Source organism: Pantoea sp. ICBG 828 (assembly GCF_002928355.1).
Classification (GTDB): Bacteria; Pseudomonadota; Gammaproteobacteria; order Enterobacterales; family Enterobacteriaceae; genus Pantoea; species Pantoea dispersa.
In genome coordinates, this window is record NZ_POWN01000003.1 from 430,028 (window position 1) to 451,848 (window position 21,821).

The window sequence follows — 21,821 nt, forward strand, 5'->3', positions numbered from 1 at the left end:
ATGAACGTAATAAATCTTGTCGATTGATCGGCTATTTAAGGCTTTTTTCAGCGAATACAACGTCCTATATTTCAGGAATTGAAAGCAGTGTTTCAGATGAAGCTTTAAATAAATGAACAGATTTATCTGTAAATAAGAAAATCGTCAGTGATGACGGCAAAAAAGCGGGAAGAGGTTGATCATTTGATGGCAAACGAGACGGGGAAAAGAAGGTTTTTCGTCGCCCTCACCCCGGATTTCACCGCAGGTGAGGGCGCCATCAGCGCCTTACTTTGCCAGCGTGGCCTTAATTACCGCGGCGAACGGTGTGGTCGGGCGGCCAATGAGTTTGCTGAGCGTGTGGCTGTCGTCGAACAGGGCGCCCTGGGCGGCACCGGCGTCGGAATCCGCCAGCAGTTCGGCCAGCGGCGCAGGTAAACCGGCTCCGATCAGCGCCGCGCTGAACTCCGCAGGCGGCAGGTTAACGTACTCCACCTGTTCGCCGGACTGGCGGGCAATCTCCGCACTGAATTCTGCCAGCGTATAGCTGTCATCGCCGGCCAGTTCGTACACTTTGCCGGCCTGATCGTCACGGCTGATCACCTCTGCCGCCGCGGCAGCATAATCCTCGCGCGCCGCCGACGCGATGCGCCCATTGCCCGCCGCGCCGATAAAGGCATGATGCGCTAACGCCGGTGCGATGCTGGCCGCATAGTTTTCGCTGTACCAGCCGTTACGCAGCAGGGCATAAGGGATGCCTGAAGCCTGCAGCAGCGCTTCGGTGGCGCGGTGTTCGACGCCCAGACCCAGCGGCGAGGTATCGGCATGCAGCAGACTGGTATACGCGATAAATGACACGCCTGCCGCTTTGGCGGCATCAATCACCGCCCGGTGCTGGGCTTCGCGCTGGCCCACTTCGCTGGAGGAGATCAGCAGCACTTTCTGCACGCCGGCAAAGGCGCCCTGCAGCGTCTGTGGCTGGTTGTAATCCGCGGTACGCAGCGCGACGCCGAGCGCCTGCAGGTCCTGCGCCTTTTCCGGTGAACGTACCACCGCGATGATCTCGCTGGCCGGTACTTTCTTCAGCAAGGCATTAATCACTAAACGGCCCAGTTGGCCAGTGGCTCCGGTAATCGCAATCATGGTGTTTTTCCTCAGGTTGAACTGGTATGGAAACAGCCTACGAGATAAACTAACTTTTAGTAAGTACTTACAGATTTGTTAGTTTGAGCGGAGTGATGTAAATGGCTGAAAACCTGAGTGATAAATTTTCCCGTGGTGAATTGCTCAATGTGAACTGCCCGTCACGTGAAGTGTTAAAACGGATTACCAGCCGCTGGAGTGTACTGGTGTTACTGGCGCTGCGCGCTGAGACGCTGCGCTTCAGCGAACTGCGCCGCCGGATTGGTGGCATCAGTGAACGCATGCTGGCGCAGACGCTGCGCTACATGGAAGAGGATGGCTTCATTGAGCGTATCGCCTATGAAGTGGTGCCGCCGCACGTGGAGTACCGGCTGACGGCGCTGGGCCATGAGGTGGAAGGGCAGGTCATCGGCCTCGCCGACTGGCTGGAAAGCAATGTCCACCGCATCATTAAAGCGCCGCAGACGGCGTGAGTGCCGTCGCGGCGCGCCAGGCTCAGGCGTGCAAATATTTCTCAAACCAGCCGAGTGTGCGACGCCATGCCAGGTCGGCGGCAGCTTTGTCATAGCGTGGCGTTGAGTCGTTATGAAAGCCGTGATTCACGCCGGGATAAATATACGCCTCATAGGTTTTGTGGCTGGCTTGCAGGGCGGCTTCATAGGCTGGCCAGCCTTCGTTGATGCCTTTATCCAGCGCGGCATAGTGCAGCAGCAGCGGCGCCTGAATGCGCGCCACATCTTCCGCTTTTGGCTGGCGGCCGTAGAACGGCACGGCGCAGGCCAGCTCAGGAAACGCCACTGCCGCCGCATTTGCTACGCCGCCGCCATAACAGAAGCCGGTGATGCCGACCTTGCCGTTCCCCTCGGGATGCTGCATCAGGAAATCGACCGCCGCGAAGAAATCGTTCATCAGTTTGGTCGGGTCGACTTTGGCCTGCATCGCACGGCCCTCTTCATCATTGCCCGGATAGCCGCCCAGCGAGCTTAAGCCATCCGGCGCCAGCGCAACATAGCCCGCTTTGGCGACCCGTCTCGCCACGTCTTCAATGTAAGGATTCAGGCCGCGATTCTCGTGTACCACCACCACGGCACCCAGCTTGCCGCTGGCGTGAGTCGGGCGCACCCGATAAGCGCGTACCTCGCCATGTCCCTGGGGCGACGGGTAGTGAATGTATTCGGCGTTGATATCAGGATCGGTAAATGACACCTGCTCTGCCAGCGCATAATTGGGGCTCATGGCGCTGAGCAGGGTGGCTCCGGTCATGCCGGCGATGGTGAACTTCGCGGCCAGCGAGAGAAACTCGCGCTTGCTGATGCGACCGTGCGCATAGTAGTCATAAAGCTCAAGCAGTTCCTGGGGAAAATCCTGGGCGGTAAGACGGGTCATAACCTCTCCTTCGCTGATTAACCGGACTGTGCTGCTTTAACAAAGCACAGCCTGACGCCGCTGGCAAATGCCATGCCCCAGCGGGTTAATGCGCGATGGCTCACAGAATGTCACCGAAAGGCAGCAAATTAATTTCTTTTTGGTCTATAAAAATTATCTTTTAATTAACAAAGTTTCTTTCTGGCGACTGTGCAGGAAATTTTACAACGTAACGTGACGGTGCGGTCCTGTGCCGTTTTGTCTTGCGCAGTAATTAACAGCTAAATTAGCCAGTTACCAGATTAACGCCTTTTCCTCTCGCTCTGCTTAATAACAAGATTGTCACAATAAATCACGGGCTTTAACCTTAACTTAGTGATTTTAAACAAGTAGTTTCTGGTGAAAACAATGATCGAAATCAAAAAATACTGTTATAGTTTTAGCCATTCCCACTGTTTCTTTTTGTTCTCGCCGCTTGCCTTACAATTGGCGTGAATCTCTTCCGACGTCACGAAATAATAATTTTGTGCGTCAAACTTGTTAATTATAAGTAAAAATTCGGTGTAATCTTGTGGCAAAGAGGTAAGCAATGTTTGGATTAGATGCCTTCCACCTGGCCAGGATTCAGTTCGCCTTTACTGTTTCCTTCCATATTATTTTCCCGGCCATCACCATCGGTCTCGCCAGTTTCCTGGCGGTGCTCGAAGGCATGTGGCTGAAAACCCGTAACGAGACCTATCGCGATCTCTACCACTTCTGGTCCAAAGTCTTTGCCGTTAACTTCGGTATGGGCGTGGTGTCCGGACTGGTGATGGCGTATCAGTTTGGTACCAACTGGAGTGGCTTCTCGCAGTTTGCCGGCAGTATTACCGGTCCGCTGCTGACCTATGAAGTGCTCACCGCCTTCTTCCTTGAAGCAGGCTTCCTCGGCGTGATGCTGTTTGGCTGGAACCGCGTTGGGCCGGGCCTGCACTTCTTTGCCACCTGCATGGTTGCGCTCGGTACCATCATCTCGACCTTCTGGATCCTCGCGTCCAACAGCTGGATGCATACCCCGCAGGGCTACATCATTGAGAATGGCATCGTGGTGCCGCAGGACTGGTTTAAGATTGTCTTCAACCCGTCGTTCCCGTACCGCCTGTTCCATATGTCGGTGGCGGCCTTCCTCGCCAGCGCCTTCTTTGTTGGCGCATCTGGCGCGTGGCATCTGCTGCGCGGTAACGATAACCCGGCAATCCGCAAAATGTTCTCCATGGCACTGTGGATGGCACTGATCGTGGCGCCGATTCAGGCGATGATCGGCGATGCGCACGGCCTGAATACCCTTGAGCATCAGCCGGCAAAAATTGCGGCGATTGAAGGCCACTGGGAAAACCCGCCGGGAGAAGCGACGCCGCTGATTCTGTTCGGTATTCCGGATATGGATGAAGAGCGCACCAAATATGCGCTGGAAGTGCCGTACCTCGGCAGCCTGATTTTGACCCACAGCCTGGACAAACAGGTCCCGGCGCTGAAGAGCTTCCCGAAAGAGGACCGTCCGAATTCGCTGGTGATCTTCTGGTCGTTCCGCGTAATGGTGGCGATGGGCCTGCTGATGATCACCCTCGGCGTGCTGAGCCTGTGGCTGCGTTACAAAAAGCGGCTGTATAACTCCCGGCCGTTCCTGTGGTTCGCCCTGCTGATGGGCCCGTCCGGCCTGATCGCCATTCTTGCCGGCTGGTTTACCACGGAAATTGGTCGTCAGCCATGGGTGGTGTACGGCGTGCAGCGCACCATTGATGCGGTGTCGGCGCATGGTGATTTGCATATGAGCATCAGCCTGCTGGCCTTCATCCTCGTCTATTCGTCAGTGTTTGGTGTCGGCTACGTTTACATGATGCGCCTGATCAAGAAAGGTCCGCTGACCGGCGAGGGTAAAGATGTGCGCCACGGTGGTCCGGGGCAGGATAAAACACCTGCGCGTCCGCTTTCTGCGGCCCATGAGAGTCTGAACGAACCGCAGGAGGGTAAATAAATGATCGATTTCTCCATTATCTGGTTCGCCATTATCGTGTTCGCCACCCTGATGTATATCGTGATGGATGGCTTCGATCTTGGCATCGGTATCCTGTTCCCGTTCAATAAAGATGCAGTTGAGCGCGACATGATGGTGAATACCGTTGCGCCGGTCTGGGATGGCAACGAAACCTGGCTGGTGCTGGGCGGTGCCGGTCTGTACGGTGCGTTCCCGCTGGCCTATTCGGTGATTGCCGATGCGCTGGCCATTCCACTCACCGCGATGCTGATTGGCCTGATTTTCCGTGGCGTGGCGTTTGAGTTCCGCTTTAAGGCCACGGAAGAACACCGCGCTTTCTGGGATAAATCATTTATCGCCGGTTCACTGCTGGCGACCTTCAGTCAGGGCGTTGCGGTCGGTGCGATTATCGACGGCTTCCCGGTGAAAGGGCGCGAATTTGCCGGCTCGGCGCTGGACTGGCTGGCGCCGTTCCCGCTGTTCTGCGGCGTCGGTCTGGTGGTGGCGTATGCGCTGCTGGGCTGTACCTGGCTGATCATGAAAACCGAGCATGAGCTGCACCGTAAGATGTCCGCGCTGGCGACGCCGCTGGTGATCGCGCTGCTGCTGATTGTCGGCATTATCAGCCTGTGGACGCCGTTCACCCACGATGCGATTGCGCACCGCTGGTTCAGCCGTCCTAACCTGTTCTGGTTCCTGCCGGTGCCGGTACTGGTGCTGCTGTGTTCGTGGGGCATCGTGCGCGCCATCAAGCGTGAGGCGCACTACTCGCCGTTCCTGCTGACGCTGGCGCTGGTGTTTCTCGGCTTCTCCGGCCTGGGTATTAGCGTGTGGCCGCATATTATTCCACCGTCGATCACCATCTGGGACGCCGCGTCACCGCCGCAGAGTCAGGCCTTTATGCTGGTCGGTAGCTTACTGATTATTCCGGTGATTCTGGGTTATACCTTCTGGAGTTACTACGTGTTCCGCGGAAAAATCAAAGCCGACGAAGGATACCACTGAGATGCAAACCGAGGTCAGCAATATGAGCAACCCCACTGAAACGAAAGCCCCCTGGTGGAAGCGCGTGCTGTGGTTAGTAATCATCTACGGCGCAAGCGTGCTGGCACTGGGCGTGGTGGCATCACTGTTTCGTATGATGATGACGGCAGCAGGCATGCGTTCGCACTGAGTGGTCGATGAGGGCAGGCACGCCTGCCCGGCATTATCGGTCGCCATAAATGGCGACCCTGCAAGGTGATGCACGATTTTCACAGGGTGCGCATTAATGCGCACCTCTATGCGCAGGCAAATCACTGCTCAATGATGCGATGCCGTTAAGACGATAAAAGGTTAGTTACCTAAGCAATTAATGCTTTTCGCGTCTCGCTGTCTTTACTCTTCCTTACGTTATCCATACGATTTTGTTATATTTATGTGACGGATTACGCAAAAGCACCGCCTTTCCCAACCCATTCAATTAAAAAAATGCTCAGCCTGAATCTGAAAAAACAGTACATCAACGATCTGGTGGACTGGATCGAGGCCAATCTGACCGACGAGCTCAACATCGATCTGATTACCCTGAAATCCGGTTACTCCAAGTGGCACATGCAGCGCATGTTCAAAGAGATGACCGGCCAGACGCTGGCCTCGTACACGCGCAAGCGTCGTCTGACGCTCTCTGCCATGGCGCTGCGCCTGACCAGCATGCCGCTAATTGATATCGCCGTGCGGTTTGGCTTTGATAATCAGCAAAACTTTACCCGGGTGTTTAAAAGCCACTTCGCTATGACGCCAGGCGCTTACCGCCGCATTCCTGAGATGCAGATGAAAGACTTTCACAGCCGCATCTCCACCCAGCGGCAGTGGGTGAGTGCGCGCCTGGCAGAGAAGCCGGAGCTGAAGCTGTGCGGAGAAGTGATCGAGTGGGAGTGCCGCTTCGGCGAATACATTGATCATCACAATCATGTGGTGGCGCAGCATACGCGTGATTTCATCGCCTTCGCCGGCCAGCACGTGCAGCGTGGCTGGCTCGGTTTCCAGTTCAGCCCGGGGGTTAACTCCAGCGATCAGCAGCATATCAGCCTGTTCCAGGCGCTGGAGAGCCAGTATGCCGACGTGCTGACCGGCAATGTACAGAACTGGACCGGTGAAAGCGGACTGTATGCGGAGATTGACTGGCACGGCGCGCCGGAAGAGATCAATGCGTTCACCGCAGAGGTGTACTACAACCATCTGCCTGCGCTCGGCGTGGCGCGGCGGCCGGGCAAGGACCTGATTAAGCTCGATCTGCGCTACAGCACGCCGGATCTGCTGCAGGGCACCTTTTACATTCCGGTTAAAGTCGGATAATGCATAAATCGTGCGGTAAACTGTGATAAACCGCACGATTTTATAAATTCCTGTGCCTGAGTGGCGTAAAATCCTTCACTGAAACCTGACTGACCGTGGAAAACACTGTTTGCCACTTCTCAGGCTGGATCATCACCTGCATGCCTGGTCCATTCCGGACCGTTATAGTGAAAAGACAAAAAATTATGCGACTATTACCGTTGTTACTTTCAACAGCGCTTATGGCGTTTTCCGCGCTGGCAAGTGCCCAGATGGCTGAGCCTTTCTCACCGCCAGGCGGTCTGCATCCGCATCAGCCTCACTGCGCCCAGCATGAGATTGCCGGCGATAATGCGCTGCCACAGCAGCGTACGGATGACGTGACGCTGCTGACCTGCACTAACCACCAGGCCTGACGGCGCGCTACCTGCTTAGCGACCAGCGCCGTATTGCGTTCGTCCGCTTTCAGCCCCTCCCTCCGCTGCAATACGCCCGGCCTGGCGAATAACTCGAAAATCCCGAGCAATAAACGAGACATAAGCTGCTTTTAACGAGGTGTTTCAGCGGCTAAACTTCTCCACCAAATGTCTCTGCTCAGGAGGAGTTGTGAACAAACCCCGTAGTATTCGAAGCTTGCTGAAAAGCTTTATCGAAAGTGACGCCAGCAACGGCATGGTGCTGATTCTGGCGGCGGTGGCGGCGATGGTGCTGGCCAATAATGCCGCCACCGCGCAGGGCTATCAAAATCTACTGGCGGAGCCGGTACAGATTCGCTTCGGCGCGCTGGATATCAGCAAAAACCTGCTGCTGTGGATTAACGATGCGCTGATGGCGCTGTTCTTTCTGCTGATTGGCCTCGAAGTGAAGCGCGAACTGATTAGCGGCGAGCTGGCCAGTCGCGATCGTGCGATCTTCCCGGTGATTGCTGCGCTGGGCGGCATGGTTGCGCCGGCGCTCATTTTCCTGCTGTTCAATCATGATAACGAGGTCGCCCGCAACGGCTGGGCAATTCCAACGGCCACCGACATCGCCTTTGCGCTCGGCGTGCTGGCGCTGCTCGGCAGCCGGGTACCGGCGGCGCTGAAAGTGTTCCTGATGGCGCTGGCGATCATTGATGACCTCGGTGCCATCGTGATTATTGCTCTGTTCTATACCAGCGATCTGTCAGTGCTGTCGCTGAGCGTGGCGGCCGGCGCCATCGTGCTGCTGGCGATCCTCAATCGCTGCGGGGTGCGCAACATCGCGGTGTATATGCTGGTGGGCGTGGTGCTGTGGACTGCGGTACTGAAGTCCGGCGTGCATGCCACGCTGGCGGGCGTCGTGGTGGGCTTCTTCGTGCCGCTGGAGGAGAAAGAGGGACACTCACCGGCTGAGCACCTGGCGCACGGACTGATGCCGTGGGTGAACTGGCTGATCCTGCCGCTGTTCGCGTTCGCCAACGCCGGCATCTCGCTCAGCGGCATCACCTTTGGCGATGTGCTGTCGCCGGAGCCGCTTGGCATTATCCTCGGTCTGCTGATTGGTAAACCGTTAGGTATCACGCTGTTCTGCTGGCTGGCGGTGAAGCTGCGGCTGGCGGCGTTGCCTGGCAGCACCACCATTCGCGACATTATGGCCATCGGCGTGCTGTGCGGTATCGGCTTTACCATGTCGATCTTCATCAGCTCGCTGGCGTTTGACGCCGCGCATGAACAGCTGGTGACGTTCTCGAAGCTGGGCATTCTTAGCGGTTCACTGCTGTCGGCGGTGATAGGTTATACGCTGCTGCGCATCAAACTGCGCTAATAAGGAGAGGCGCAAGCCTCCTTTATGGTATGAATCAGCTCAATTTTAATCATCTCTACTACTTCTGGCAGGTGTGCAAAACCGGTTCGGTGGTGCGCGCCGCTGAAGTGCTGTGCCTCACGCCGCAGACCGTAACCGGCCAGATCAAAGCGCTGGAAGAGCAGCTGGATGGCGTGCTGTTTCGCCGTCAGGGGCGTGGTCTGGTGCCCACCGAGCTGGGGCAACTGGTGTTCCGCTATGCCGATCGCATGTTTATGCTCAGCCAGGAAATGCTTGATATCGTTAACTACCGCAAGGAGTCACATCTGCTGTTTGATGTTGGCGTGGCGGATGCGCTGTCAAAACAGCTGGTGAGCAAGGTGCTGGAAACGGTGGTGATGGCCGGCGAGAAAATTCAGCTGCGCTGCTTTGAATCAACGCATGAAATGCTGCTGGAGCAGCTCAGCCAGCATAAGCTGGATATGATCCTCTCCGACTGCCCGATAGATTCAACCCAGCAGGCCGGGCTGTTTTCGGTCAAGCTCGGCGAATGTCCGGTTAGCTTCTGGTGTAATGCGCCACTGCCTGAGCTGCCGTTTCCGGCCTGTCTGGAGCAGCGGCGCCTGCTGTTGCCCGGCCGGCGTTCGATGCTGGGGCGCAAGCTGCTGAACTGGATCCACAGCCAGGGGTTACAGGTTGAGATTCTCGGTGAATTTGATGATGCGGCGCTGATGAAGGCGTTTGGCGCGCAGAATAATGCGATCTTTGTCGCACCGACGCTGTACGGGGATGATGTCTATCGTGACGATAGCGTGCGCGAGATCGGCAGGCTGGAGACGGTGATGGAGGAGTATCACGTTATTTTTGCCGGGCGCATGATTCAGCATCCGGCGGTGCAGCGCATTTGCCATCGCGACTTCAGCGCGCTGTTCAGCCACGGATCGCAGGCATAAAAAAACCGGCGAAGCGCCGGTTCTTTTAACAAAGCGATAAACAGACGGCGATTAAGCCAGTTTGTTGATCTGAGCAGTCAGGTTTGCTTTATGACGTGCAGCTTTGTTTTTGTGGATCAGACCTTTAGCAGCCTGACGGTCCACGATTGGTTGCATTTCGTTGAATGCGTTCTGCGCAGCAGCTTTGTCGCCGGTTGCGATAGCCGCGTATACTTTCTTGATGAAAGTACGCATCATAGAACGATTGCTCGCGTTATGCTTGCGACGTTTCTCAGATGTTACGGCGCGTTTCTTAGCTGATTTGATATTAGCCAAGGTCCAACTCCCAAATGTGTTCTATATGGACAAATCAAAGGCCGAGGACTATGCCTTTTGCGCCTTCTTTTGTCAATGGATTTGTGCAATAAAGCGTCGTTTTAACCACGACACCCGCTTACGTAATTGATGGCGCAAGATTCTACCAGCAACACCGCGCTGAATACAGTATTTCGCAACAAAATTGTTGTGATGGGGCCGGAGCCGCCAGCCAGCGGGCGCCTGACGCTGAATCAGGCGCAGGAAAGGCACGCAGACGGGTTAACCTGAACGCTATTCAAGGGTATAATCCGCCGATTTCCACCGGTTTGAGTCAGCCATGAAGTTTATCCGCGGTATTTACAATCTGAAAGAGCAGCATCGCGGCTGCGTCCTGACCATTGGTAATTTTGACGGCGTGCATCGCGGCCACCAGGCGCTGATGGCGGAGTTAATTGCCGAAGGACGTAAACGCAACCTGCCGGTGGTGGTGATGCTGTTTGAGCCACAGCCGCTGGAGCTGTTTGCCGGCGACAAAGCGCCGGCGCGCCTGACGCGTCTGCGTGAAAAGCTCAAATACCTCGCACTGGCGGGCGTTGATGCTGTGGTGTGCGTGCGCTTCGATCGCCGTTTTGCGGCACACTCAGCACAAAGCTTTATCAGCGAACTGCTGGTCGACAAGCTCAATGTGAAATTCCTCGCAGTGGGGGATGATTTCCGCTTTGGCGCTGGTCGCCAGGGGGATTTCCTGTTATTACAGAAAGCCGGTGCGGAGTATGGCTTTGAGGTCATCAGCACCCAGACCTATTGTGATGGCGGCAAACGTATCAGCAGTACGGCGGTACGTCAGGCGCTGGCGCAGGACGATTTTGCTCAGGCGCAGCAGCTGCTCGGTCATCCGTTCAGTATTTCTGGCCGCGTAGTGCACGGTGATGCACTGGGACGCACCATTGGTTTCCCGACCGCCAATCTCCCGCTTCGTCGCACCGTGACGCCGGTAAAAGGTGTCTTTGCGGTTGAAGTGCTGGGGCTGGGCGAGCAGCCGATTCCCGGCGTGGCAAACATTGGTACGCGCCCGACGGTAAAAGGTCTGCGTCAGCAGCTTGAAGTTCACCTGCTCGACACACATATGAATCTTTATGGGCGCCACATTGAGGTGGTGCTGAAGCAGAAGATTCGCGACGAACAGCGTTTCGCTTCGCTGGACGCGCTGAAAGAACAAATTGCGAAAGATGTGGTGACGGCCCGCCAATTTTTTGGGCTAAAAACACCGGTTTAATGACCGAAATACGGAACCGAGAATCTGATGAGTGACTATAAATCTACCCTGAATTTGCCGGAAACGGGGTTCCCGATGCGTGGCGATCTGGCCAAACGCGAACCGGGAATGCTGCAACGTTGGTATGATGACAACCTGTACGGCATCATCCGCGCAGCCAAAAAAGGGAAAAAAACCTTTATCCTGCATGATGGCCCTCCGTATGCGAACGGCAGCATTCATATTGGTCACTCAGTTAACAAGATTCTGAAAGATATTATCGTTAAGTCGAAAGGCATGGCGGGCTTTGACTCGCCGTATGTTCCTGGCTGGGACTGCCACGGCTTACCGATTGAGCACAAAGTTGAGCAGATGATCGGCAAGCCGGGCGAGAAAGTCAGCGCAGCTGAATTCCGCGCAGCCTGCCGCAACTACGCGGCGGAGCAGGTTGAAGGCCAGAAGAAGGACTTCATCCGCCTTGGCGTGCTCGGCGACTGGGATCGTCCTTATCTGACCATGAATTTCCAGACCGAAGCCAACATCATTCGCGCGCTGGGCAAGATCATCGGTAATGGCCATCTGCACAAAGGCGCCAAGCCGGTGCACTGGTGCATGGACTGCCGTTCCGCGCTGGCGGAAGCGGAAGTGGAGTATTACGACAAAACCTCACCTTCTATCGACGTGATGTTTAACGCGCTGGACGCCGATGCGGTACGCGCGAAGTTTGGCGTTGCGGCGTCGGAAGGCCCGGTTTCACTGGTTATCTGGACCACCACGCCGTGGACTATGCCGGCAAACCGCGCCATCTCGCTGCACCCGGAATTCGACTACCAGCTGGTGCAGATTGCCGGCCGCAGCCTGATCCTCGCGAAAGATCTGGTGGAATCGGTGCTGAAACGCGCGGGCATCAGCGAGTGGCAGGTGCTGGGCGAGTGCAAAGGCGCCGCGCTGGAGCTGGAGCTGTTCCAGCATCCGTTCCTTGAGCAGATCCAGTCGAAAGTGGTGCTGGGCGAGCACGTCACGCTGGACGCCGGTACCGGTGCGGTGCACACCGCGCCAGGCCACGGTCCGGATGACTATGTGATCGGCCAGAAGTACGGCATCGAAACCGCTAACCCGGTCGGACCGGACGGCGCGTATCTGCCGGGCACCTATCCAACCCTGGATGGCGTTAACGTATTTAAAGCCAACGACATGATCGTTGCGCTGCTGCAGGAGAAAGGCGCGCTGCTGCACGTGGAAAAGCTGCTGCACAGCTATCCGCACTGCTGGCGTCATAAAACGCCAATCATCTTCCGTGCTACGCCGCAGTGGTTTATCAGCATGGATCAGAAAGGCCTGCGTGCGCAGTCGCTGAAAGAGATCAAAGGTGTGCAGTGGATCCCGGACTGGGGCCAGGCGCGTATCGAAGCGATGGTCGCTAACCGTCCGGACTGGTGCATCTCGCGTCAGCGCACCTGGGGCGTGCCGATGGCGCTGTTCGTCCATAAAGAGAGCGAGCAGCTGCACCCGGATACGCTGGAGCTGATGGAGAAAGTGGCGCAGCGTGTCGAGCAGGACGGTATTCAGGCGTGGTGGGATCTCGATCCGCGCGATCTGATGGGCGATGACGCCGATCACTACGTCAAAGTGCCGGATACCCTCGACGTCTGGTTTGACTCCGGATCGACCAGCTTCTCGGTGGTGGATGCGCGTCCGGAATTTGACGGGCACGCACCGGATATGTATCTGGAAGGCTCGGATCAGCATCGCGGCTGGTTCATGTCGTCGCTGATGATCTCCACGGCGATGAAAGGCAAAGCGCCTTACCGTCAGGTACTGACTCACGGCTTCACCGTCGACGGTCAGGGCCGCAAAATGTCGAAATCCATCGGCAACACCGTGGCACCGCAGGACGTGATGGATAAGCTGGGTGCGGATATTCTGCGTCTGTGGGTGGCCTCAACCGACTACTCCGGTGAGATGGCAGTATCCGACGAAATCCTGAAGCGGGCCGCCGACAGCTATCGCCGTATCCGTAACACTGCGCGCTTCCTGCTGGCGAACCTTGCAGGCTTCAACCCGGCGACCGACTGCGTCAGCCCGGAAGAGATGGTGGTAGTGGATCGCTGGGCCGTAGGCCGTGCGCTGGCGGCACAGCAGGACATTGTGCAGTCGTACGAGAACTACGATTTCCACGAAGTGGTGCAGCGTCTGATGCACTTCTGCTCCATCGAGATGGGCTCGTTCTATCTCGACGTGATCAAAGATCGTCAGTACACCGCGAAGGGCGACAGCCTGGCGCGTCGCAGCTGCCAGACCGCGCTGTGGCATATCGCTGAAGCGCTGGTGCGCTGGATGGCGCCGATCATGTCGTTCACCGCGGATGAGATCTGGGGCTATCTGCCTGGCGAGCGTCCACAGTACGTGTTCACCGAAGAGTGGTATCAGGGCCTGTTTGGTCTGGCGCAGGATGAAGCGCTGAATGATGCTTACTGGGCAGAACTGCTGAAAGTGCGCGGTGAAGTGAACAAGGTGATCGAGCAGGCGCGCAGCGACAAACGCATCGGCGGCGCACTCGAAGCCACCGTCACGCTGTACGCCGATCCGGAACTGGCGGCGAAGCTGCAGGCGCTGGGCGATGAGCTGCGTTTCGTGCTGCTGACCTCGGGCGCGACCGTGGCGGATTACGTAACGGCCAGCGACGAAGCGCAGCAGAGCGAGCTGTTAAAAGGTCTGAAAATCGCGCTGCACAAAGCAGAAGGCGAGAAATGCCCGCGCTGCTGGCATTACACTACTGACGTCGGCAAGAATCCGGAGCATGCTGCGGTGTGTGGACGTTGCTACACCAACGTAGCCGGAAACGGTGAAGTGCGGAAATTTGCCTGATGAGTAAACTGTGCTCAACCGGACTGCGCTGGGTATGGCTGGTGCTGGTGGTGATCGTGGTCGATTTTGCCAGCAAGCAGTGGGTCATGAACAACATGATGCTGCATGAAACCCAGCCGCTGATGCCGTTCCTGAACCTGTTCTACGCGCACAACTATGGCGCGGCGTTCAGCTTCCTGGCAGACAAAGGCGGCTGGCAGCGCTGGTTCTTTGCTGGTATCGCCATCGCCATTGTGGTGTCGCTGCTGGTAATGATGTATCGCAATCGCGCCAGCAATAAATTAACCAACATTGCCTACGCGCTGATTATCGGCGGGGCGCTGGGTAACCTGTTTGATCGTGCCTGGCACGGCTTTGTGGTCGACTTTATCGACTTCTATGTCGGTGACTGGCACTTCGCCACCTTTAACATTGCCGACTGCGGAATCTGCATCGGTGCGGCGCTGGTGGTGCTGGAGGGCTTTCTGAGCCCGAAAGGCAAACAGGTCACGAATAAATAAGGGTAACAGATGACAGACATCGTTCAGCGCGACAGCGCGCTGCTGGTGCATTTTACACTGAAGCTGGAGGATGGCTCGACGGCTGAATCCACGCGCGCCAACGGCAAGCCTGCGCTGTTCCGTCTGGGAGATGGCAGCCTGTCGGCGGCGCTGGAGCAGGAGCTGGTCGGGCGTAAAGTGGGCGATCAGCACGCCTTTACGCTGGAGCCGGAAGACGCCTTTGGCGCTGCCAGCCCGGACCTGATCCAGTACTTCTCGCGCCGTGATTTCATCGACGCGGGCGAGCCGGAAGTCGGTGCCATCATGCTGTTCAGCGGCATGGGCGGCAGCGAGATGCCGGGCGTGATTCGTGAAATTTCCGGTGACTCGATTACCGTCGATTTCAACCATCCGCTGGCGGGTCAGCGCATTAAATTCGAGATTGAAGTGCTGGAGATCGATCCGGTGCTGGAGGCCAGCGATGCAAATCCTGTTAGCTAACCCACGCGGTTTCTGTGCAGGCGTCGACCGCGCCATCAGCATTGTCGAGCGGGCGCTGGAGATGTATGGCGCGCCGATCTACGTGCGCCATGAAGTGGTGCATAACCGCTACGTGGTCAGCAGCCTGCGCGAGCGCGGTGCGATCTTCATTGAAGAGATCAGTGAAGTACCGGACAACGCCATCCTGATTTTCTCGGCACACGGCGTTTCCCAGGCGGTACGCGCCGAAGCGAAAGCGCGCAGCCTCACTATGCTGTTTGACGCCACCTGTCCGCTGGTGACCAAGGTGCATATGGAAGTGGCGCGTGCCAGCCGTAAAGGCGTGGAAGCGATTCTCATCGGCCACGCCGGTCATCCGGAAGTGGAAGGCACCATGGGCCAGTACAGCAACCCGAACGGCGGTATGTATCTGGTGGAGTCGCCTGAGGATGTGTTTAAGCTGCAGGTAAAAGATGAAAATAACCTGTGCTTTATGACGCAGACCACGCTGTCGGTGGATGATACCTCAGACGTGATTGATGCGCTGCGTCAGCGCTTCCCGGCAATCATCGGACCGCGTAAGGATGATATCTGCTACGCCACCACCAACCGCCAGGAAGCCGTGCGCGTGCTGGCGCAGGATGCGGAGGTGGTTCTGGTGGTGGGCTCGAAAAACTCCTCCAACTCGAATCGTCTGGCGGAGCTGGCGCAGCGTGCCGGCAAGCTGGCGAAGCTGATTGATTCTGCGGATGATATTCAGGAAGAGTGGGTCAAAGGCGTGCAGTGTATCGGCGTTACCGCCGGCGCTTCGGCTCCGGATATTCTGGTGCAGCAGGTGATTCAGCGCCTGCGTGAGCTGGGCGGCGAAGCGGCGATTGAGCTGATTGGCCGTGAAGAGAATATCGTGTTTGAAGTGCCGAAAGAGCTGCGCGTCGACGTACGCAACGTGCAGTAAGCACTTCAATTTGCTGACAGAAACAGGCCGACAATGTTCGGCCTTTTCTTTATCCTTTGTCACCTCAGCCGTGACTTCCAGCGGGCGGGATTGCTTTTACTGATAATCTATCGCGGCTGGCCTAAAATTCTTATTATCCCGTTATTATTGTGGCGTGACTGTTATCTGACCGTTAACCTGTTTACGCTTTGCATGCATAGTTTTGTATCAGGAATGAATAAATATGAGTGAAATCCGCATTGCTATTGTTGGTGCGCCGGGTCGCATGGGACGCAATCTGATTCAGGCCGCACAGCAGGCGGAAGGCGTGGTGTTAGGCGCGGCGCTGGCGCGCAGCGGTTCCTCGCTGCTGGGGGCGGATGCAGGTGAACTGGCGGGAATCGGCAAAACCGGCGTACGGGTGACCGACGATCTGCGGCAGGTGGTGAATGATTTCGATGTGCTGATCGATTTCACCCGTCCGGAAGGCACGCTGGAATATCTGGCGTTCTGCCGTCAGCATCAAAAAGCGATGGTGATTGGCACCACCGGTTTTGATGAAGCCGGTAAGACAGCCATCCGTGAAGCAGCTGAAGAGATTGGCATCGTGTTTGCCGCGAACTTCAGCGTAGGCGTCAATCTGGTGCTTAACCTGTTACAGCAGGCGGCAAAAGTGATGGGCGACTATGCGGATATCGAGATTGTGGAAGCGCATCACCGCCACAAAGTGGATGCGCCATCAGGCACAGCGCTGGCGATGGGAGAGGCGATTGCCGACGCCATGCACTGGAAGCTGGATGAGCACGCGGTTTACGCGCGCGAAGGCCATACCGGCGAGCGCAAGGCGCAAACCATCGGCTTTGCCACCGTGCGCGCGGGCGATATTGTCGGTGAGCACACCGCGATGTTTGCGGATATCGGCGAGCGCGTAGAGATCACGCACAAGGCTTCCAGCCGTATGACCTTCGCCAATGGAGCCGTTAAAGCCGCCGCATGGTTGAAAGACAAGAAATCCGGCCTTTATGATATGCGTGATGTGCTGGATTTATCGATATTGTGAGTGTTGTGAACCATCGTGATGTGGTTATTTCAATCGGTAAGATATTGATTGAGCAGGGCAATGTTTTCATTGCCCTTTATTTTGCCTGTAAAATGGCGATCTTATTGTTATTTTTGTTTGTGATTCTTGTTTTTATGATTTATCTGCGCTTTTTTTCGTGTCGAATGGCTTTTTTTGACCATTTGGTCAAAAATTTACGCAGTCAGCCGGGTTTTTGCCATTAATTACGTCAGGCAACCGATTATTTATCGGAGATCTCTCACTATTTTGTCGCCTTGCTTCACTTTTAACATTCAGTAGCCCGAAATATACAAAAAAATAACCGCTCAGGGTAGACAATCACCAGGTCGATCATTAGAATGCGCGCAATTTGCCAAAAATCGAGCGGTCAGGCGGTTTTTGCATTGATTCAGCGCATCATTTTGAATTAATATGCAGATATTGTGACTGTTTATTCCCTGGAGGATGTTTTGATTAAGTCAGCGCTCTTGGTTCTGGAAGACGGAACCCAATTCCACGGTCGGGCCATCGGGGCAACGGGATCGGCAGTGGGGGAGGTCGTTTTCAATACGTCAATGACCGGTTATCAAGAAATCCTCACTGATCCTTCCTATTCCCGCCAGATCGTCACCCTCACTTATCCTCATATCGGCAACGTTGGTGCCAATGCCGCCGATGAAGAATCCAGTCAAATCCATGCTCAGGGCCTCGTCATCCGCGATCTGCCGCTGATTACCAGCAACTTCCGCAGCGAAGAGAGCCTGTCAGCCTATCTGCAGCGCAACAATATTGTCGGTATCGCCGATATCGATACGCGCAAACTAACGCGCCTGCTGCGTGAGAAAGGGGCGCTGAACGGCTGCATCATCGCCGGCGACAGTCCGGATGCGGCGCTGGCGCTACAGAAAGCCCAGGCGTTCCCGGGCCTGAAAGGCATGGACCTGGCGAAAGAAGTGACTACGGCGGAAACCTACGCGTGGCAGCAGGGGAGCTGGGCGCTGAAAGGCGGCCTGCCCGAGCAGCAAAGCGCTGACGCGCTGCCGTTCCACGTGGTGGCTTATGACTACGGCGCCAAGCGCAACATCCTGCGCATGCTGGTGGATCGCGGCTGTCGTCTGACGGTTGTCCCGGCGCAAACGCCGGCTGATGAGGTGCTGGCGCTGAATCCGGACGGGATTTTCCTGTCGAATGGCCCTGGCGACCCGGAGCCGTGCGACTACGCCATCAGCGCGATTCAGGCTTTCCTGAAAACCGACATTCCGGTGTTTGGTATCTGTCTTGGCCATCAGCTGCTGGCGCTGGCCAGCGGTGCAAAAACCGTGAAGATGAAGCTTGGCCATCACGGTGGCAACCATCCGGTGAAAGATCTCGATAACAACACCGTGATGATCACCGCACAGAACCACGGTTTTGCCGTCGATGAAACCAACCTGCCGGCTAACCTGCGCGTGACCCATGTTTCCCTGTTTGACCAGACCGTACAGGGCATTCACCGCACCGACAAACCGGCGTTCAGCTTCCAGGGACATCCGGAAGCCAGCCCAGGCCCGCACGATGCGGCGCCGCTGTTCGATCACTTTATCGAACTGATCGAAGCTTACCGTTCTAACGCGAAGTAATCAGGAGCCCACGATGCCAAAACGTACTGACATAAAATCTATCCTGATCCTTGGCGCTGGCCCGATTGTGATTGGCCAGGCATGTGAATTCGACTATTCAGGTGCGCAGGCGTGTAAAGCGCTGCGTGAAGAGGGTTACCGCGTCATTCTGGTGAACTCTAACCCGGCCACCATCATGACTGACCCGGAAATGGCGGATGCGACCTACATCGAGCCTATCCACTGGGAAGTGGTGCGTAAAATCATTGAAAAAGAGCGCCCGGATGCGGTGCTGCCGACCATGGGTGGCCAGACCGCGCTGAACTGTGCGCTGGAGCTGGAGCGCCAGGGCGTGTTGGCCGAGTTTGGCGTGACCATGATTGGTGCCACCGCCGATGCGATTGATAAAGCCGAAGACCGTCGCCGCTTCGACGTGGCGATGAAGAGCATCGGCCTGGATACCGCGCGTTCCGGTATCGCGCATACCATGGAAGAAGCGCTGGCGGTAGCGGAAGAGGTCGGTTTCCCGTGCATCATTCGTCCGTCATTTACCATGGGTGGCACCGGTGGTGGTATCGCTTACAACCGCGAAGAGTTTGAAGAGATTTGCGAGCGCGGCCTCGATCTGTCGCCAACCAATGAGCTGCTAATTGATGAGTCGCTGATTGGCTGGAAAGAGTACGAGATGGAAGTGGTGCGTGATAAAAACGACAACTGCATCATCGTCTGCTCGATCGAAAACTTTGACGCGATGGGGATTCACACCGGTGACTCCATCACCGTGGCGCCAGCCCAAACGCTGACGGATAAAGAGTATCAAATCATGCGTAACGCCTCGCTGGCGGTACTGCGTGAAATCGGTGTCGAAACCGGCGGTTCCAACGTGCAGTTCTCGGTGAACCCGAAAGATGGCCGCCTGATCGTCATTGAGATGAACCCGCGCGTGTCGCGCTCCTCCGCGCTGGCCTCGAAAGCGACCGGCTTCCCGATTGCCAAAGTCGCGGCCAAGCTGGCGGTGGGCTTTACCCTCGATGAACTGATGAACGACATCACCGGTGGCCGTACGCCGGCCTCGTTCGAACCGTCCATCGATTACGTCGTCACCAAGATTCCCCGCTTCAACTTCGAGAAGTTTGCCGGTGCTAATGACCGTCTGACCACGCAGATGAAATCGGTCGGTGAAGTGATGGCGATTGGCCGCACGTTCCAGGAGTCGATGCAGAAAGCGCTGCGCGGTCTGGAAGTGGGCGCCAGCGGTTTCGACCCGAAAGTGGATCTGGATGATGGCGAAGCCCTGACCCGTATCCGCCGCGAGCTGAAAGATGCCGGTTCTGACCGCATCTGGTATATCGCTGATGCGTTCCGTGCCGGCATGTCAGTCGATGGCGTGTTCAACCTGACCAATGTTGACCGCTGGTTCCTGGTGCAGATTGAAGAACTGGTGCGCCTGGAAGAGCAGGTGGCGCGCGAAGGTGTCAACTCGCTGAGCGCGGATTTCCTGCGTGCGCTGAAGCGTAAAGGCTTTGCCGATGTGCGTCTGGCAACGCTGGCCGGTGTGGCGGAAAGTGAAATCCGCAAGCTGCGTCATCAGTTCAACCTGCATCCGGTTTACAAGCGCGTGGATACCTGTGCGGCAGAGTTCGCCACGGACACCGCCTACATGTACTCCACCTATGAAGAAGAGTGCGAAGCCAATCCTAATCAGGATCGCGACAAAATCATGATTCTGGGCGGCGGGCCAAACCGTATCGGTCAGGGCATTGAGTTCGATTACTGCTGCGTGCATGCAGCGCTGGCGCTGCGTGAAGACGGTTACGAAACCATTATGGTCAACTGTAACCCGGAAACCGTGTCAACCGATTACGACACCTCAGACCGTCTCTACTTCGAGCCGGTAACGCTGGAAGACGTGCTGGAGATCGTGCGTATCGAGCAGCCAAAAGGCGTTATCGTGCAGTACGGTGGCCAGACGCCGCTGAAGCTGGCGCGCGCGCTGGAAGCGGCTGGCGTGCCGGTAATTGGTACCAGTCCGGATGCCATTGACCGCGCGGAAGACCGTGAGCGTTTCCAGCAGGCGGTGGATCGCCTGAAGCTGAAACAGCCGGCTAACGCCACGGTGGCGACGCTGGAACAGGCGGTAGAAAAAGCCGCAGGGATTGGCTATCCGCTGGTGGTGCGTCCTTCATACGTGCTGGGCGGCCGGGCGATGGAAATCGTCTATGACGAAGTGGATCTTAAGCGCTACTTCCAGACTGCGGTGTCCGTGTCCAACGATGCGCCAGTGCTGCTGGATCGCTTCCTCGATGATGCGGTGGAAGTGGACGTCGATGCGATTTGCGACGGCGAACGCGTGCTGATTGGCGGCATCATGGAACACATCGAGCAGGCGGGCGTGCACTCCGGTGACTCGGCCTGTTCGCTGCCGGCGTACACCCTGAGCAGCGAGATTCAGAACGTGATGCGCCAGCAGGTGGAAAAGCTGGCGTTCGAACTCAACGTACGTGGCCTGATGAATGTGCAGTTTGCGGTCAAGGACAACGAAGTTTACCTGATTGAGGTGAACCCACGTGCCGCGCGTACCGTGCCGTTTGTCTCCAAAGCCACCGGCGTGCCGCTGGCGAAAGTGGCTGCGCGCGTGATGGCTGGCAAAACCCTGGCTGAACAGGGCGTGACCGAAGAGGTGATTCCGCCGTACTACTCGGTAAAAGAAGTGGTGCTGCCGTTCAACAAATTCCCGGGCGTGGACCCGATTCTTGGTCCGGAAATGCGTTCGACCGGTGAAGTGATGGGCGTAGGCCGCACCTTCGCGGAAGCATTCAGCAAAGCTATGCTGGGCGCGCAAAGTAATATGAAGAAGCAGGGGCGTGCGCTGCTGTCGGTGCGTGAAGGCGACAAGAAACGTATTGTTGACCTGGCCGCGAAGCTGCAGAAGTTTGGCTTCGAGCTGGATGCGACGCACGGTACCGCCGTGGTGCTGGGTGAAGCCGGCATCAATCCGCGCCTGGTGAACAAGGTGCACGAAGGGCGTCCGCACATTCAGGATCGCCTGAAGAACGGTGAGTACACTTACATCGTCAACACCACCGCAGGACGTCAGGCGATTGAGGATTCGAAACTGATTCGCCGCAGCGCACTGCAGTACAAAGTGCATTACGACACCACGCTGAACGGTGGTTTTGCTACCGCGATGGCGCTGAATGCGGATCCGACCGAAAAAGTGATTTCGGTGCAGGAAATGCACGCGCAGATCAAAGGCTAAACCGCCTGTTCAGTGACTAAACGGCCCCGCGCGGGCCGTTTTTTTTTGCTGTTTTGC

The 21,821-nt window shown here is 56.6% G+C and carries 19 protein-coding genes; 16 read left to right on the forward strand and 3 right to left on the reverse strand.

The window, feature by feature from the left end:
* Nucleotides 1–267: 267 nt before the first annotated feature.
* The gene (locus tag C1Y43_RS09705; protein ID WP_058770640.1) at nucleotides 268–1,122 is read right to left on the reverse strand and encodes an SDR family oxidoreductase; all 855 of its coding nucleotides are present in this window, start codon (nucleotides 1,120–1,122) and stop codon (nucleotides 268–270) included.
* A gap of 101 nt (nucleotides 1,123–1,223) precedes the next feature.
* On the opposite strand from C1Y43_RS09705, the gene C1Y43_RS09710 reads away from it, so the two are divergent.
* Nucleotides 1,224–1,595 carry a helix-turn-helix domain-containing protein gene (locus C1Y43_RS09710; RefSeq protein WP_021507610.1) on the forward strand — a complete coding sequence of 124 codons (372 nt, stop codon included), beginning with the start codon at nucleotides 1,224–1,226 and terminating at the stop codon, nucleotides 1,593–1,595.
* A 22-nt stretch (nucleotides 1,596–1,617) separates the two neighbouring features.
* On the opposite strand, the gene yghX is transcribed toward C1Y43_RS09710, so the two are convergent.
* The gene (yghX, locus tag C1Y43_RS09715; protein WP_104188080.1) at nucleotides 1,618–2,508 is read right to left on the reverse strand and encodes a YghX family hydrolase; all 891 of its coding nucleotides are present in this window, start codon (nucleotides 2,506–2,508) and stop codon (nucleotides 1,618–1,620) included.
* 568 nt (nucleotides 2,509–3,076) lie between these two features.
* On the opposite strand from yghX, the gene C1Y43_RS09720 reads away from it, so the two are divergent.
* The 7 genes from C1Y43_RS09720 to nhaR all read left to right on the forward strand — a co-directional run bounded on the left by C1Y43_RS09720 (nucleotide 3,077) and on the right by nhaR (nucleotide 9,534).
* Nucleotides 3,077–4,501, forward strand: a complete 1,425-nt coding sequence (locus C1Y43_RS09720) for a cytochrome ubiquinol oxidase subunit I (RefSeq protein ID WP_021507608.1) — start codon at nucleotides 3,077–3,079, stop codon at nucleotides 4,499–4,501.
* Complete coding sequence (cydB, locus tag C1Y43_RS09725; protein ID WP_021507607.1) at nucleotides 4,502–5,506, forward strand: cytochrome d ubiquinol oxidase subunit II; 1,005 nt, start codon at nucleotides 4,502–4,504, stop codon at nucleotides 5,504–5,506.
* A gap of 1 nt (nucleotide 5,507) precedes the next feature.
* Nucleotides 5,508–5,675: a DUF2474 domain-containing protein gene (locus C1Y43_RS09730; protein ID WP_064511421.1), complete on the forward strand. Its 168-nt coding sequence runs from the start codon at nucleotides 5,508–5,510 to the stop codon at nucleotides 5,673–5,675.
* Between the two features lie 296 nt (nucleotides 5,676–5,971).
* The gene (locus tag C1Y43_RS09735; protein WP_058780419.1) at nucleotides 5,972–6,838 is read left to right on the forward strand and encodes a helix-turn-helix domain-containing protein; all 867 of its coding nucleotides are present in this window, start codon (nucleotides 5,972–5,974) and stop codon (nucleotides 6,836–6,838) included.
* 251 nt (nucleotides 6,839–7,089) lie between these two features.
* On the forward strand, nucleotides 7,090–7,233 hold the full coding sequence (locus tag C1Y43_RS23810; protein ID WP_164861030.1) for a hypothetical protein: 144 nt from the start codon (nucleotides 7,090–7,092) through the stop codon (nucleotides 7,231–7,233).
* A 190-nt stretch (nucleotides 7,234–7,423) separates the two neighbouring features.
* Nucleotides 7,424–8,602, forward strand: a complete 1,179-nt coding sequence (gene nhaA / locus C1Y43_RS09740; protein WP_104188081.1) for a Na+/H+ antiporter NhaA — start codon at nucleotides 7,424–7,426, stop codon at nucleotides 8,600–8,602.
* Between the two features lie 29 nt (nucleotides 8,603–8,631).
* Nucleotides 8,632–9,534 carry a transcriptional activator NhaR gene (gene nhaR / locus C1Y43_RS09745; protein ID WP_104188083.1) on the forward strand — a complete coding sequence of 301 codons (903 nt, stop codon included), beginning with the start codon at nucleotides 8,632–8,634 and terminating at the stop codon, nucleotides 9,532–9,534.
* Nucleotides 9,535–9,585: 51 nt separating this feature from the next.
* On the opposite strand, the gene rpsT is transcribed toward nhaR, so the two are convergent.
* Nucleotides 9,586–9,849, reverse strand: a complete 264-nt coding sequence (rpsT, locus tag C1Y43_RS09750) for a 30S ribosomal protein S20 (protein ID WP_013507813.1) — start codon at nucleotides 9,847–9,849, stop codon at nucleotides 9,586–9,588.
* A 319-nt stretch (nucleotides 9,850–10,168) separates the two neighbouring features.
* Here rpsT and ribF point away from each other — a divergent pair, with 319 nt between their 5' ends.
* From ribF to carB, 8 genes are all read left to right on the forward strand, one after another.
* Nucleotides 10,169–11,107 carry a bifunctional riboflavin kinase/FAD synthetase gene (gene ribF / locus C1Y43_RS09760; RefSeq protein WP_058774845.1) on the forward strand — a complete coding sequence of 313 codons (939 nt, stop codon included), beginning with the start codon at nucleotides 10,169–10,171 and terminating at the stop codon, nucleotides 11,105–11,107.
* A 27-nt stretch (nucleotides 11,108–11,134) separates the two neighbouring features.
* Complete coding sequence (gene ileS, locus C1Y43_RS09765; RefSeq protein ID WP_104188085.1) at nucleotides 11,135–13,954, forward strand: isoleucine--tRNA ligase; 2,820 nt, start codon at nucleotides 11,135–11,137, stop codon at nucleotides 13,952–13,954.
* The gene (gene lspA, locus C1Y43_RS09770; RefSeq protein ID WP_021507598.1) at nucleotides 13,954–14,454 is read left to right on the forward strand and encodes a signal peptidase II; all 501 of its coding nucleotides are present in this window, start codon (nucleotides 13,954–13,956) and stop codon (nucleotides 14,452–14,454) included. The genes ileS and lspA overlap by 1 nt, the downstream gene beginning before the upstream one ends.
* A 9-nt stretch (nucleotides 14,455–14,463) precedes the next feature.
* Nucleotides 14,464–14,934 carry an FKBP-type peptidyl-prolyl cis-trans isomerase gene (gene fkpB / locus C1Y43_RS09775; RefSeq protein ID WP_021507597.1) on the forward strand — a complete coding sequence of 157 codons (471 nt, stop codon included), beginning with the start codon at nucleotides 14,464–14,466 and terminating at the stop codon, nucleotides 14,932–14,934.
* On the forward strand, nucleotides 14,915–15,868 hold the full coding sequence (gene ispH / locus C1Y43_RS09780) for a 4-hydroxy-3-methylbut-2-enyl diphosphate reductase (protein ID WP_021507596.1): 954 nt from the start codon (nucleotides 14,915–14,917) through the stop codon (nucleotides 15,866–15,868). The genes fkpB and ispH overlap by 20 nt, the downstream gene beginning before the upstream one ends.
* 223 nt (nucleotides 15,869–16,091) lie before the next feature.
* Complete coding sequence (dapB, locus tag C1Y43_RS09785; protein WP_104188087.1) at nucleotides 16,092–16,907, forward strand: 4-hydroxy-tetrahydrodipicolinate reductase; 816 nt, start codon at nucleotides 16,092–16,094, stop codon at nucleotides 16,905–16,907.
* A 470-nt stretch (nucleotides 16,908–17,377) separates the two neighbouring features.
* On the forward strand, nucleotides 17,378–18,526 hold the full coding sequence (gene carA, locus C1Y43_RS09795) for a glutamine-hydrolyzing carbamoyl-phosphate synthase small subunit (RefSeq protein WP_031279710.1): 1,149 nt from the start codon (nucleotides 17,378–17,380) through the stop codon (nucleotides 18,524–18,526).
* Between the two features lie 13 nt (nucleotides 18,527–18,539).
* Nucleotides 18,540–21,764, forward strand: coding sequence for a carbamoyl-phosphate synthase large subunit (carB, locus tag C1Y43_RS09800; RefSeq protein ID WP_104188091.1), 3,225 nt, complete (start codon nucleotides 18,540–18,542; stop codon nucleotides 21,762–21,764).
* The last annotated feature ends 57 nt before the right edge of the window (nucleotides 21,765–21,821 follow it).